Origin of the sequence: Natronococcus pandeyae, from assembly GCF_008122205.1 — an archaeon.
Classification (GTDB): Archaea; Halobacteriota; Halobacteria; order Halobacteriales; family Natrialbaceae; genus Natronococcus; species Natronococcus pandeyae.
In genome coordinates this window covers 328,310-340,799 of record NZ_PHNJ01000005.1, presented here as the reverse complement: position 1 = coordinate 340,799, position 12,490 = coordinate 328,310, and the positions used below count along the sequence as shown (strand labels likewise).

The 12,490-nt window shown below is 66.5% G+C and carries 13 protein-coding genes; 8 read left to right on the top strand and 5 right to left on the bottom strand.

The genetic code is table 11. From position 1 onward, the window contains the following. From CV102_RS12445 to CV102_RS12420, 6 genes are all read left to right on the top strand, one after another. The coding region (locus CV102_RS12445; RefSeq protein ID WP_187432953.1) for a cbb3-type cytochrome c oxidase subunit I at positions 1–1,608 on the top strand (1,608 nt) is incomplete at its 5' end. Positions 1,609–1,759: 151 nt separating this feature from the next. Further along, complete coding sequence (locus CV102_RS12440; RefSeq protein ID WP_148858325.1) at positions 1,760–2,254, top strand: universal stress protein; 495 nt, start codon at positions 1,760–1,762, stop codon at positions 2,252–2,254. A 123-nt stretch (positions 2,255–2,377) separates the two neighbouring features. Continuing rightward, positions 2,378–3,151: a Nif3-like dinuclear metal center hexameric protein gene (locus CV102_RS12435; protein ID WP_148858324.1), complete on the top strand. Its 774-nt coding sequence runs from the start codon at positions 2,378–2,380 to the stop codon at positions 3,149–3,151. 268 nt (positions 3,152–3,419) lie between these two features. After that, a complete protein-coding gene (locus CV102_RS12430; RefSeq protein WP_148858323.1) occupies positions 3,420–4,331 on the top strand; it encodes a hypothetical protein in 912 nt (303 codons plus the stop codon). 82 nt (positions 4,332–4,413) lie between these two features. After that, on the top strand, positions 4,414–5,475 hold the full coding sequence (locus CV102_RS12425; RefSeq protein ID WP_148858322.1) for a deoxyhypusine synthase: 1,062 nt from the start codon (positions 4,414–4,416) through the stop codon (positions 5,473–5,475). A 79-nt stretch (positions 5,476–5,554) separates the two neighbouring features. After that, on the top strand, positions 5,555–6,649 hold the full coding sequence (locus CV102_RS12420) for an NAD(P)/FAD-dependent oxidoreductase (protein ID WP_187432952.1): 1,095 nt from the start codon (positions 5,555–5,557) through the stop codon (positions 6,647–6,649). Between the two features lie 59 nt (positions 6,650–6,708). On the opposite strand, the gene CV102_RS12415 is transcribed toward CV102_RS12420, so the two are convergent. Continuing rightward, on the bottom strand, positions 6,709–7,095 hold the full coding sequence (locus CV102_RS12415) for a pyridoxamine 5'-phosphate oxidase family protein (protein WP_148858320.1): 387 nt from the start codon (positions 7,093–7,095) through the stop codon (positions 6,709–6,711). Between the two features lie 84 nt (positions 7,096–7,179). Next, entirely contained in the window at positions 7,180–7,842 is a 663-nt protein-coding gene (locus CV102_RS12410; RefSeq protein ID WP_233710678.1) for a glycosyltransferase, read from the bottom strand. Positions 7,843–8,079: 237 nt separating this feature from the next. On the opposite strand from CV102_RS12410, the gene CV102_RS12405 reads away from it, so the two are divergent. Further along, complete coding sequence (locus CV102_RS12405; RefSeq protein WP_148858318.1) at positions 8,080–8,283, top strand: hypothetical protein; 204 nt, start codon at positions 8,080–8,082, stop codon at positions 8,281–8,283. 335 nt (positions 8,284–8,618) lie between these two features. Here CV102_RS12405 and CV102_RS26370 read toward each other — a convergent pair whose 3' ends face one another. Together CV102_RS26370 and CV102_RS12400 are read right to left on the bottom strand one after the other, a co-directional pair. Continuing rightward, positions 8,619–8,753 (bottom strand): transporter, encoded by a 135-nt coding sequence (locus CV102_RS26370; protein WP_222863693.1) that lies wholly within the window; start codon positions 8,751–8,753, stop codon positions 8,619–8,621. Between the two features lie 90 nt (positions 8,754–8,843). Further along, positions 8,844–10,508 (bottom strand): hydroxysqualene dehydroxylase, encoded by a 1,665-nt coding sequence (locus tag CV102_RS12400; RefSeq protein WP_148858317.1) that lies wholly within the window; start codon positions 10,506–10,508, stop codon positions 8,844–8,846. A gap of 172 nt (positions 10,509–10,680) precedes the next feature. Between CV102_RS12400 and CV102_RS12395 the strand changes: the two genes are divergently transcribed. Further along, on the top strand, positions 10,681–11,772 hold the full coding sequence (locus CV102_RS12395; RefSeq protein WP_148858316.1) for a glycerol dehydrogenase: 1,092 nt from the start codon (positions 10,681–10,683) through the stop codon (positions 11,770–11,772). Between the two features lie 31 nt (positions 11,773–11,803). Here CV102_RS12395 and CV102_RS12390 read toward each other — a convergent pair whose 3' ends face one another. Then, positions 11,804–12,439, bottom strand: a complete 636-nt coding sequence (locus tag CV102_RS12390; protein WP_148858315.1) for a metal-dependent hydrolase — start codon at positions 12,437–12,439, stop codon at positions 11,804–11,806. Positions 12,440–12,490: the final 51 nt, after the last annotated feature.

The window sequence follows — 12,490 nt, the reverse complement described above, 5'->3', positions numbered from 1 at the left end:
TCGTTCCTCGTCTGGATGCACCACATGTTCCTGACGACCATCAACCTCGAGATCAAGACGCTGATGATGGCGACGACAATCGGGATCTCGCTGCCGTTCGATCTGATCGTCTTCGCGCTGATCTACACGATGGTCAAGGGACGCGTCCGGTTTACGACACCGTTTCTCTTCGCGCTGGGCGCACTCGTGTTGTTCATCCTCGGTGGGATCACCGGCGTCTTCTTGGGTGCGGTCGTGCTCGACTACGAGTTCCGTGGCACCTACTGGGTCGTCGCCCACTTCCACTACGTGATGGCCTCTGGCGTGACGGCGTTGGTCGGCGGCCTCTACTACTGGTGGCCGAAGATCACGGGGAAGATGTACTCCGAGACGCTGGGCAAGCTCAACTTCGCGGTCTACTTCGTCGGCTTCAACCTGCTGTACTTCCCGCAGTTCATCGCGTGGGAGACGCCGCGGCGTGTCTTCCACTACGCCGAGGGCGTTCAGTTCTACCACCAGCTCTCGACGGTCGGAGCGTTCGTCTTCGGCGCGTCGTTCCTGATCATGTTCGCGACGTTCGCTCACAGCTGGGTTGCAGGACCTCGCGCTCCCGAAAACCCGTGGGAGTTCTCCCGGACTGCCGAGTGGGCAATCCCCTCGCCCCCGCCGCTCGAGAACTGGGACGGTCGTCCCAGCTACGCCAGTGGCTCCCTCGAGTTCGTCGACGACTCGGCGGCCGCGACCGACGGCGGTGCCGCACACAGCGAGGGGACGACTGCTGGGGTCAGCACCGCCGGCGAGGAGGAACACGCCGACCACGCCAGCATCTGGCCGCTCGGCGTCGGCTTCGGGCTCTTCGTGTTCTTCCTCGGACTGACCGGCATCACGCCGTACACCGTCGACTTCGCCGAGGGAACCGGCGTCGCACCGGAGGGACTCGTCGGCACCGGCGCCGAACCGAACATCGTGTATCCGGTTCTCACCGCGCTCGGCGTGGTGATCCTCGCGTACACGCTGTTCCACTTCGGTCGCGAGCAGTTCGTCGTTCCCGAAATGGCCATCGCCGAGCGCTGGCCGTTCGGGGGCGTCGGTAACACGAAGTTCGGCGTCTGGGTGTTCCTCGCCTCCGACGTCGTCGTCTTCGGTGCCGTCATCGGGGGATACATCTTCATGCGTCTCCACGCAGGGTGGGGCGACTGGACGAGAGTCCCGTTCGCTTCCTGGCCCGGCCTGTTGAACACGTACGTCCTGCTCACCTCGAGTTTCACGGTCGTCCTTGCGCTCGTGATGGCCGAACGGCAGAACAAACGAGGACTGTTCGCCTCGCTCGGTGCGACACTGCTGCTCGGACTGACCTTCATGGGTGTGAAGGCCTACGAGTACGGCTACAAGTTCTCGATCGGCGAGTACTGGTGGACCAGTATCGAGCACTCGATCTACTTCGTAACCACCGGGTTACACGCACTCCACGTGATCCTCGGGCTGCTGATCGCCATCTTCATGCTCTACCGGATCTGGTCGATCGACGCCTACCTCGAGGACCACCGGCCGGTCGAGTTCTTCGGCCTCTACTGGCACTTCGTCGACATCGTCTGGGTCTTCCTGTTCCCGCTGTTCTACCTGATGTAGCGGGCCGTCCGCGACGTTCGGAGGCACGGTCCGGTCGCTGCGGATCGTCGGGCGGACGTTCGAGCACCCGAAGACGTATTATCCACAGCTACTTTGTGAGTTTCGTGTATCTCCGTACCTCTTTATGCGTTATCCGTGTATTTCTATACGTATGTTCGAGAAGATCCTCCTTCCGACGGACGGCAGCGAGCGGGCCGAGAAGGCGGCGCCGTACGCCGTCGAACTGGCGGAGCGATTCGACGGGACCCTGTACCCGATGTACGTCGTCGACACGGACGCGATCAGCCACGCGCTGGGACCAGAACAGGTCGAGCGAATCGACGCCGGACAGTTCGGCGAGATGACCGAACTCCACGAGCAGGCCGCGGCCGCGATCGACAGCATCCGCGACTACACCGAGTCGGCCGACGTCTCGGTCGATCCGGTGATCGAGGCCGGCGTGCCCCGTACGGTGATCTCCCGGTTCGCGGAGGAGAACGACGTCGACCTCATCGTGATGACTTCGCAGGGCCGCGGCGGCGTCAAGCGTGCGCTCTTCGGGAGCGTCACCGAGACCGTCGCTCGCGAAACGAGCGTTCCCGTGATGGTCGTCGACGCGAAAGACGAACGCTCGGACCGAACCGAACCGGAACCCGAAGCAGCCTGAATCGTCGGCCGACGGACTCGCCTCGAGGGCGTCGTCTGCCGGGGAGGACTTTTTTGACGCTACCGAACCACCGGCGGGAGTCGACCGCAGGGTTACAAGCCACCAGCGGCGCAACTGCCCGACATGACGCTCGAACTCTCCACGGTCGTCGACCGACTCGACGAGCAGCTACGCACGGACGACTACGCCGATATCGACGCCAGCGCGAACGGACTCCAGGTAGGTCCCGACGAGGGAAGCGTCGACCACGTCGCGTTCGCCGTCGACGGCGTCGCCGAGACGTTCGAGCGCGCGGTCGACGCCGGCGCGGACGCGCTCGTCGTCCACCACGGCATCTCCTGGGGTGGCTTCGACCGGGTGACCGGCCGCACCTACGACCGGCTCGAGCCCCTGCTCGAGAACGACCTCGCGCTGTACGTCTCGCACCTGCCGCTGGACGGCCACCAGGAACTGGGTAACGCCGCCGGCGTCGCCGACGTGCTCGAACTCGAAGCGCGAGCACCGTTCGGTGAACTCGGGCCCGAACACATCGGCCAGCGCGGGACGGCGGCCGATCCCTACGCGCCCGACGAGTTACGGCGACGCCTCGGGGCCGAACTCGAGAACGGCGGCCAGCCGGTCCGACTCCTCGAGTTTGGCCCCGACGAGATCGATGAGGTCGCGATCGTCACCGGCAGCGGAACCGACTGGCTCGACGAGGCCGTCGCGACGGGCGCGGATGCGCTCGTCACGGGCGAAGGCAAACAGAAGGCCTACCACGAGGCCAAGGAAGCGGGAATCCACGTCGCGCTGGCGGGCCACTACGCCACCGAGACGTTCGGCGTCCGGGCGCTGCAGGAACTCGTCGAGGGCTGGGGGCTCGAGACGACGTATCTCGAGGTCCCGACCGGGCTGTGATCGGGCAGCTGTACGTCCCCCCATCCCTCGTCAGGGGCGACGTACACCGTCGTCTCGATCCGTAGCCGGGACGTACAGTCGGTACGGTCGGCCGAGAGGCGGTCGTCACAGCCAGACGGAGCCTCGACGGTGAACCCCGCGCTACGGAGTCGTTTCCGCTCCGGAGCACTGTTGGGCCTCGTGAACCGTTCTGCAGACTGTCGATAACAATGGTCGATGCGGCGTAACTCACTGGTGTTCTCGGGGTCGTTCCCGGGGAAACCAACCAATGACACAAGAGACCCCTTCTAGACGAGAGTGGCTTCGAAGGGTCACCGTTACGACCGCGGTGATCGGTGGTGCGTCGGGAGCCGTCGCGGGCACCGCCATCGGCGACGGTCGAATCGACGACGAGACGACGACTGACAGCCCGAAGAGCGGCGACGAGAGCCGCGTCGCTCCGACGGACGTTCGACTCACGCCCGTCTGCGCCGGCGAAAAACACGACTCGGCGGTTTTCTGCGTGACTAACGACGGGACTCACGAGGTTACGCTCGAGTGGCGACCCGTAACTCCGCCCGAGGAGCGCATCGAGTTCGTCGACTGCCAGACGGTCCGCGTCTTCGGCGAGTTCGTCGACGTGATTCTCGAGGCGACCTTCGTCGGCCCAGGCGGCGAGATCGGGAACGTGATCGAACCGGTCGGCGCCGTCGACGGCGCCCGAACGTTCGACGTGCGCGACCTCGAGCAGATCCCCGACGACGCCATCGTCGGCACCGCGGAGGCGTTCCGGGGCGATCCCGTCGTTCCCGGCGCCGGCGACCTCACGGCGTCGAACCCCGCGTTCGACGCTTGCCAGGAGGAATTCTTCGGCGAGATTATCGTCGGAAGCGACGGGGATGGTGCGGACGACGCGACCGACGACCGCGATCGAGAACCGGCCGAGAGACGCGACGACGCGGACTCCGCTGCCGACGACCTCCAGACGCTGACGGTGCCGCCGGGCGCGACGACGTGTTTCCCCGTCGAAGCACCCGACGGCTTGATCGCCGTCCAGCTCTTCCGCGAGGACGACCTGCTCGCCGAACGATCCAGCGCCGTCGACGTGGCGTGCCCGTTCCCGATCCCGGTCGAACGGATCGGCCCTGTCACGCTTCCGACGAGCGTTCTGGACGCGTCCCTGTCGGCGACCCGCGACTGAGAACGGAGGGGGTCGCCCGGCTGTGTGACCGCCCCAGAACGAGACCGCGGCGTTCAAAGCGCTGGCCCGCCGACTCGGGGACATGACCGAGGAGCACGGCGACGGGAGCGACGAAGACGACCACGCGCACCACGAACCCGAGCGAGAGACGTTCGAACACGATCCGGTCGGCCACGCCGAGGCTCGAGCCGGGATGACCGTCGGCGAACTGGCCGACGAGTACGGCAACGCGGGCGTCGGGGCGGCGAACCTCCACGAGGCGGTCAACGTGACGGAGGCGATGTTCGACGACGACGTGACCGTCTTCTTCGGGCTGGCGGGCGCGATGGTCCCGACGGGAATGCGACGGATCGTCGCCGACCTGATCCGGGACGGCTACATCGACGCGCTGATTACGACCGGGGCGAACCTCACCCACGACTCGATCGAGGCGATCGGCGGCAAACACCACCACGGCTGCGTTCAGGCGGAGGGAAAGACCGAGCGCGAACACGACGAGACGCTCCGCGACGAGGGCGTCGACCGGATCTACAACGTCTATCTCCCACAGGAGTTCTTCGCGACGTTCGAATCGCATCTCCGCGAGGAGGTCTTCCCCGTACTCGAGGAAGAGGCCGAGGAGTCGGGACCGGTCTCGATCGAGCGACTCACTCGCGAACTCGGCCGGGCGAACGCCGAAGTCAACGAACGCGACGACGTCGGCGAGGGGCCCGGCGTCGCCGCCGCGGCCTACGAGAACGACGTCCCGATCTACTGTCCCGCGGTCCAGGACTCCGTGCTCGGCCTCCAGGCGTGGATGTACTCCCAGACCTCGCCCTTTTCGCTCGACGCGCTCGCCGACATGACCGGTCTCACCGACCTCGCGTTCGAGGCCGACGAGGCCGGCGCGTTCGTCGTCGGCGGCGGCGTTCCGAAGAACTTCACCCTCCAGACGATGCTCGTCGCGCCCGGCGCCTACGACTACGGCGTTCAGTTGACGATGGACCCCCAGCAGACCGGCGGCCTCTCGGGCGCGTCGCTCGAGGAGGCCCGTTCCTGGGGCAAACTCGAGAAGGACGCCGAGAACGTCTCGGTTTACGGCGACGCGACGATCACGCTCCCGCTCGTTATCGCGGCCGTGCGGGAGCGACTCGAGTCGCGGTAGCTTTTTCGCCCGAACTACCGGGACGCGTGTGCACATGCACGCCGTACCGTCAACACGCTCCGAGGTGGAGTTGGCGCCGATGAGCGACCACTCGATTCCGTCCTACGAGGTCGTCGTCGTCGGCGGCGGGCCGGCCGGCCTGACGACGGCGATCTATACGACGCGCCTCGGCCACAGCACCGCCGTCTTCGAGAAGGAAGGCGGTCGCCACGCGACCGTCAATCACGTCCACAACCTGCTCGGCGTCTCCGAGAACGTCTCGGGGAGCGAACTGGCAGCCCACGCCGTCGCCCAGTTCGAGCACTACGGCGGGGACTTCTACGCGGACGCAGTCGACTCTATCACCGAGACCGGAGACGACGGGGGCCGGTTTCGGCTCGAGGCCGCCCACGCCACCGTCGAGGCCGACAGGGTGGTCTTCGCGACCGGCTTCCGCGACCGTAGTCCGGAGGTTCCGGAACTCGAGCGCTTTACCGGCCGCGGACTCCACTACTGTCTCCACTGCGACGCCTACACGCTGGGCGACGGCCCCGTCTTCGTCCTCGGCCACGACGAGAGCGCGGCCCACGTCGCGATGACGATGCTCAACTTCACGGCCGACGTCGACCTCCTGCTGGACGGCCGGGAACCCGAGTGGAGCGACGAAACCGACGAGCAGCTGCGGGCGCATCCGATCGATCGCGTCGACACGAGCGTCGTCTCGGCGTACGCAGACGAGAGCATCGACGAAGACGAACCGCCGTGGCTCGGCGGCCTCTCCTTCGGTGATGGGACCGAACGCGACTACCTCGGCGGCTTCGCGATGTACGGGACGGCCTACAACGCCGACCTCGCCGCCGATCTCGGCTGCGCGCTCACCGACGAGGGTGCGATCGACGTCGACGAAAATCGGGAGGCCAGCGTCGACGGCGTCTACGCGGTCGGCGACGTCACCCACGGCCAGAACCAGACGACGATCGCGATCGGCGACGGCGCGTACGCCGGGCTCGCGATTCACAAGGATCTGCGCCGCTTCCCGAAGTCGCTCGAGGAGCTCGAAGGGGACGACGAGACAGTGGCCGACGACGACCTCGCGGTGCCTGGGACGGCGCCCGATCTCCGGGCCACCATGCGACGCGTGCGCGACCTGAAAACCCATCCGGGACTTCGCGAACCGTCGCCGGGAGGGGACTGATCTGGCGGGTCGATCACAGACGGGATCGATTCCGTCGCCGTCGAGACTCGAGTGCGGTCTCAGTACGTCCGGTAGGTCGCCGACCCGATTTCGATCCGGACCAGCGTGTTCTCGGCGTAGGCGTCCGGCGACGCGCCGTACTTCTCGTTGATCCGTCTCTGCGCCGCGGCCGTCTCGTCCTCGTCGTCGACGATCGTCGCGGTTCCGAGCAGGGTAACCATCCACTTCGTCTCTCCGGCGTCGTCGGCCTGGATCGAGAGGGAGACGCGCGGGTTCTTCCGCACGTTCTCGAGTTTCCGTCCGGTCGTAACGATCTCGACCGCGTCGTCCTCGTACCGGTACCAGACGGGCGCGACGTGGGGTCGGCCGTCGACGCAGGTGCCGAGGTGGGCCATCAGCGGTTCGCTCTCGAGCAGCCGTTCGGCCTCCGGTGGAACCGTCGTCACGGTGCTAGGACCTGCTCGTATCCGCAAAAGCGGTCGGCCTGACGGTGCCGAGCGGGGGCGATCGACAGTCGGGTCGGCGGCGGGTCAGGTGCTCGCGCGGATCCGTTCGACGTCCAGCGTCGCGTAGTGCCAGAGCGTCCCCGTCAGACCGTCGTCGGCGATCCGCCGGCCCGAACTCTCCACGAGAACCGACGGGTAGTAGTCGGTCGGGAGCTGGCGAGCGAGCCGACGGCTGAACGCAGTATCTTCGTTCGGAACCGGCGGAAAGCCACCCACCTCCTCGAACGCAGCCCGGTGGACGAAGACGTTGAAGCCGGGGAGGATGGGGTACTCGAGCCGCGGGAAGACGTGGTTGATCGTCGCCTCCACGAGCTTCGCCCGCCAGGGGCCGGTCATCCGGCAGGCCGAGCTCGCGGCCGCCAGCCCGTTCGACTCGACGAAGCCGAGCATCTCCGTCAGGTAGGTCGGTCGGACGCGGGTGTCGGCGTCGACGAACGCCAGCCACTCGCCGCTCGCGCGTTCCGCGCCGCGATTTCTGTCGGCGGCGATGCTCGAGCCCTCGCCGACGATCAGGGTCGCGTCGTACTCGCGGGCGATGGCCCGGGTCTCGTCGGTCGATTCGCCGTCGACAACGACCACCTCGTAGGCGTAGTCCGTCTCGAGGGCCGCGATGCTCGCGAGCGTCTCGCGAAGGTAGTCCGCCTCGTTCTTCGCGGGGACGACGAAACTCACGTCCGGTTCGGGCATCGTTGTACTCGAGTACTCTGCCATCCGCCGGGATAACGTATCGGGGCGCAGGCGCCGACACGGTCGGTGTTCAGCGGAGTCGGTCGTGTGTTCGCGCATATTTGATCCATCACGAACTTTTATGATCTACCCCCCGGAAGGGAGAGGTACAGATGTCGGTCGTACACGTAGCCGTACTCGCCTAATTCTCGACGAGCTAGCACCGTCCGCCGCCGAACCAGCCGATCACGACCGACAATGAGCACACAACGACTTCACCCCCAGCCAGACTCGACCCGAAACCACCCGACAACCGGTCCGTACTCCGCCACGACGCCGCCAGAAGATGGGACCGAATCGCCGACCGATCGCGCCCCGGCGACGTTCTCCCGTGGGCGAACCAACCGACTCGAGAACCTCATCGACGAGTGGAACGCCGGCTTCGCCGCGTCGTCGGAGTGACCGCGTCGTCGGATTCAAACCGTAGCGTCGTCGTCGGATCCAAACCGTCTTTGGGAGGAGTAGCGTAGACTCGAGTGGCCGATGACGACGCACCCGCTCCGAGCCGGACTCGGCACCCGGTGGTGACGAGCCCTATGAGTGCCGAGGCCATTGATTTCGAGGAGACTATTACCGATAGACAGGGCATACTGCCAGGTACTCATCGTATCTGATAATACTCGTGAGGATTGCGGACGAGAGACGCACGACCTCACTGGCGACGGGCAGGACCTCCTCGAGGCCGCCGATTACCCGACGAGTTCACGCTCCCGCCGACTGCGACGACTGTGAGCGGACTACCGGTCGGTGATCCGCCTGAGCGCGACGCCAACGAAGGTCAGGAGGGCGCCGAGAACGATCCCCAGCGGCGGTGGGAGGGGAACGAGCCGTGCGATTCCGACGAGGATGACGACCGTCGAGAGTCGAGTCACGGACCCCCTACCCTGGCGACACTGAAAAGCTCGCTGCGCGCGTGAGCGAGCGAGAGACGGGATGGGGGTCCGGTTCCTCGTCTCTCGCACTCAGACTCGGCCGCCGAGCCGATCGGCAAACGTCCGTAGCGACTGTGTCACTTCGGCCGGGTGAGGGAGTCCGAGCCGGTATCGGATGCGGTCCTGTCGCTTGAACGGCTCGAGAAACGCGGGTTCCTCGAGGTCCCAGATCCGCGCCTCGTCGCGGATGCCGTGGCGCCGACAGATCGCGTTCGCGGCCCGGCGGCCGGCCTCGTTGGCCGACTCCATCGATGCGAGATCGCTGTTCGTTCGCACGTAGTCGCCTGCGAGCGTGAGGTTTCGAACCCCGACGTCTGCCGGCGGGCGGTTGCGCAGCGCGCCGACGGTGTTGATCAGCAGGGGGGAACGGTTCTCGACGCCGTCAACGGCGTCGCCGTCTCCTCGGTGTGTCTCCGACCTACTGCCGACCTCGACGAGCGCGGGATCGAGGAACCAGTCGACCAGTAGCTCGTCAGTAAGGCGGGTCTCGGGGCCGTTGAGGTGGCGCTTGAGCTGTTCCCAGATCTCGGTGGCGATCTGCTCGCGGCTGCAGTGCTTCGCCGGCTTGCCGTAGACGATTCCGGGCGTCTCCCAGTCGGAGGCGATCACCGAGAGGACGCCTTCGACCTCGTCGGGGCCGTGCTCGTCGACGTCGTAGCCGGTCCAGAACTGGCGCTGGGAGATCGAGGTGAGCGCCCAGGGCGCGTCGGCGTACACCTGGTGGCCGCGGGTGAGTTCGACGTCCTCGGCGAGGTAGAACTGGATCCCGTTCATCCACGCGGTCTCGAGGCGCTCGATCCGTCCGAGTTCGGGCGCCGCCCGTGCCAGCTCGGGCGTGACGAACTCGGGGGCGACCTCGACGGGCACCGCGAGAACGTACTCGTCGCCGTTCGCGCGGCTTCCGTCGGCCAGCTCGACACCCGTGATCCGTCGACCGTCGAAGGTGAGCCCGCGCGCCGGCGTTCCGGGGTGGAACTCGACTCCGAGACGGTCGAGGTACTCGATCCAGGGATCGATCCAGACCTCGTTCGTCGGCCCGTTTAGAATCCGCTCGGTCGGTCTCGTCGGATCGAGCTGACCGAACAGTAACTGCATGTAGATCGTCCCGATCGTCCGGGCGCTGCCGACCTCCGGCCGAAGCGCCACCAGCGACTGCGTGGCGAACGCGAGCCGATCCTGGAACTCCTGCGATCGGTTCTCGGCGTCGATGAACTCCCACCAGGAGATTTCGTCCAGTTCGTGCTCGCGTCGCTGCTCACAGGCGGTCAGCAGGTACGCCAGCCGCTCGAGCAGAAAGCGGACGTCGTCGGCGGGCAGATCCTCAGCGAACGCCGGCCGGAGTGCCTCGAGCCACCCGCGAAGCGAGTCGGGCGTCCCGGTTTCGGCGATCCGATCGGGCTGATACGTGCTCGCGATCAGTGTCGCCTCGGTTTCGACGAGGTTGTCGGCGACGGTCCCGGCGCCGTCGGGAATCCGCTCCATCGTGTCGACGACGTGACGGTAGAACGCCGGGAAGAAGCGAAAGCCGTGCTCGCCGTGGAGCGGCTCCGGCCCGTCGGCGATCGGCATCGACCGAGCTTTTCCGCCGAAACGGTCGTTCGCCTCGTAGACGGTCACGTCGAACCCGCGCTCGGCGAGTTCCTGTGCCGCCGAGAGGCCGCCGATCCCGCCACCGATCACGGTAACGTCGGTCATCAGCGTCGGTAGGAACACGACGCATCTAACCGACGTGCCTAACAGTGGTGTCCGCGAGCGTTCGGATACCGGCGGGCTACGCCATCGTCGTCCGACTCGAGGGTCTTTCCCGACGGAACTCGTCAGTTCGTCAGAGGTCGACTATTTGTCCCTCCTCGGTGAGAGGCTCCCTATGACTCGATCGTTCGAATCACCAGCAGCGTACGTACAGGGCCGCGACGTCGTCGATCAGCTCGGGGATCGACTCAAACCGGTCGCCGATTCGGCGCTCGTGCTCGCCGACGCCGACGTCCTCGAGATCGTCGGCGAGCAGGCCGAAACGAGCCTCGAGGGGAGCGACGTCGACGCGACGCTCGAGGAGTTCGGCGGCGAGTCTTCCGAGGCGGAGATCGATCGGCTGACGGAGGTCGCTCGGGACGCCGATGCCGACGCGATCGTCGGCGCCGGCGGCGGGAAAGCGCTCGATACCGCGAAAGCCGTTCGGGAACAGGCGGGCGGTGCGATGGTATCGATGCCGACGATCGCCTCGACCGACGCGCCGACCTCGAGTCTCTCCGTGATCTACTCCGAGGACGGCGAGTTCGAGCGCTACTGGTTCTACGAGGAGCATCCGGATCTGGTGCTCGTCGATACGTCGATCATCGCCGGCGCACCCGTACGGTTCTTTACGTCGGGGATCGCGGACGCGATGGCGACGTGGTTCGAGGCCGACGCGGTTCGTCGGGCCGACGGGGAGAACTTCTTCGACGAGGACCCCACTTACGCCGCACACTCGCTCTCGAGGCTCTGCTACGACCTGTTGCGGGATCACGGCGTCTCGTCGGTACAGGCGATCGAGAAGGGGATCGTCACCGAAAGCGTCGAAGCGGTCACCGAGGCAAACACCCTCCTGAGCGGACTCGGCTTCGAAAACGGCGGCATTGCGGCCGCCCACTCGGTCCACAACGGGCTCACGCAACTTGAGGAGACTCACCACGCGACCCACGGCGAGAAGGTGAACGTCGGGACGATCACCCAACTCGTCCTCGAGGGGCGAAGCGACGCGTTCGTCGAGGACGTGATCGACTTCTCGATCGAGGTCGATCTCCCCGTAACGCTCGCCGAAGTCGGCGTCGAGGATCCCTCACACGACGACCTCGACCGGGTCGCGCAGGCAGCGGTCGCCGACGAGGAGACGATTCACAATGCGTTCGACGTCAGTAGTGACGAGGTCCGGGACGCGATGATCGCAGCCGACGAACTCGGTTCCAGGCGGCTGTCGTAGTCCGGTCGTCGAGGTCGATCGCCCGACTTCGTCAGTCGCCGATTCGTTCGAGGTCCGACTGCTCGATCGGCAAGAACCGATCGGGGAGGTACTCCAGGACGGGGTCGGGGACTCGCTCGAGCAGCCACTCGGCGACCACGACGAGCGGCTTTCGCACGAGCGCGTACCCCGCCGAAACCGCGAGCAGCGCGATCACGACGGTCTGGACGATCCCGTCGAAGACCACCAGCGCGGGAACCGCCAGCACGCCGGCGAGCGCGAGGTCCGCCGGCGACCCGTCGTAGCGAACCCAGCGTCGCGGCTCGAGCCAGCGGCCGTGGTAGTGGCTGTAGACCGCCCGGTCGGAGGTCCCCTCCCACGGCTTCAACTCGAGGCCGCCGCCGAAGACGTCCGTAAACGAGTGCAGCGCGGCGGCGAGGAGGAAGACCGCGACGGCGACGGTCGTCTCGGTCGGGACGGCCACCGCGACGACGGCCGCCGGCGCCGCGAGCAGCCAGTAGTAGACGGGGAAGTGGAGCGTCCGCCGGTGACCCGCATAGAGGTCGAGGTCGGGAAATATCCCGCCGGCGATCGCCGCGACGGCGACGACGAACGCGAACTGCGGCGCGACGAGTGCGAGGACGGCGGCGAGTGCGAGTCCCGCGAACGCGTGGGTCGTGGCCATCATCGTGTGATCACACGTGTTCGATAGGGAACCACATATGGGCGCGGCGTGTTC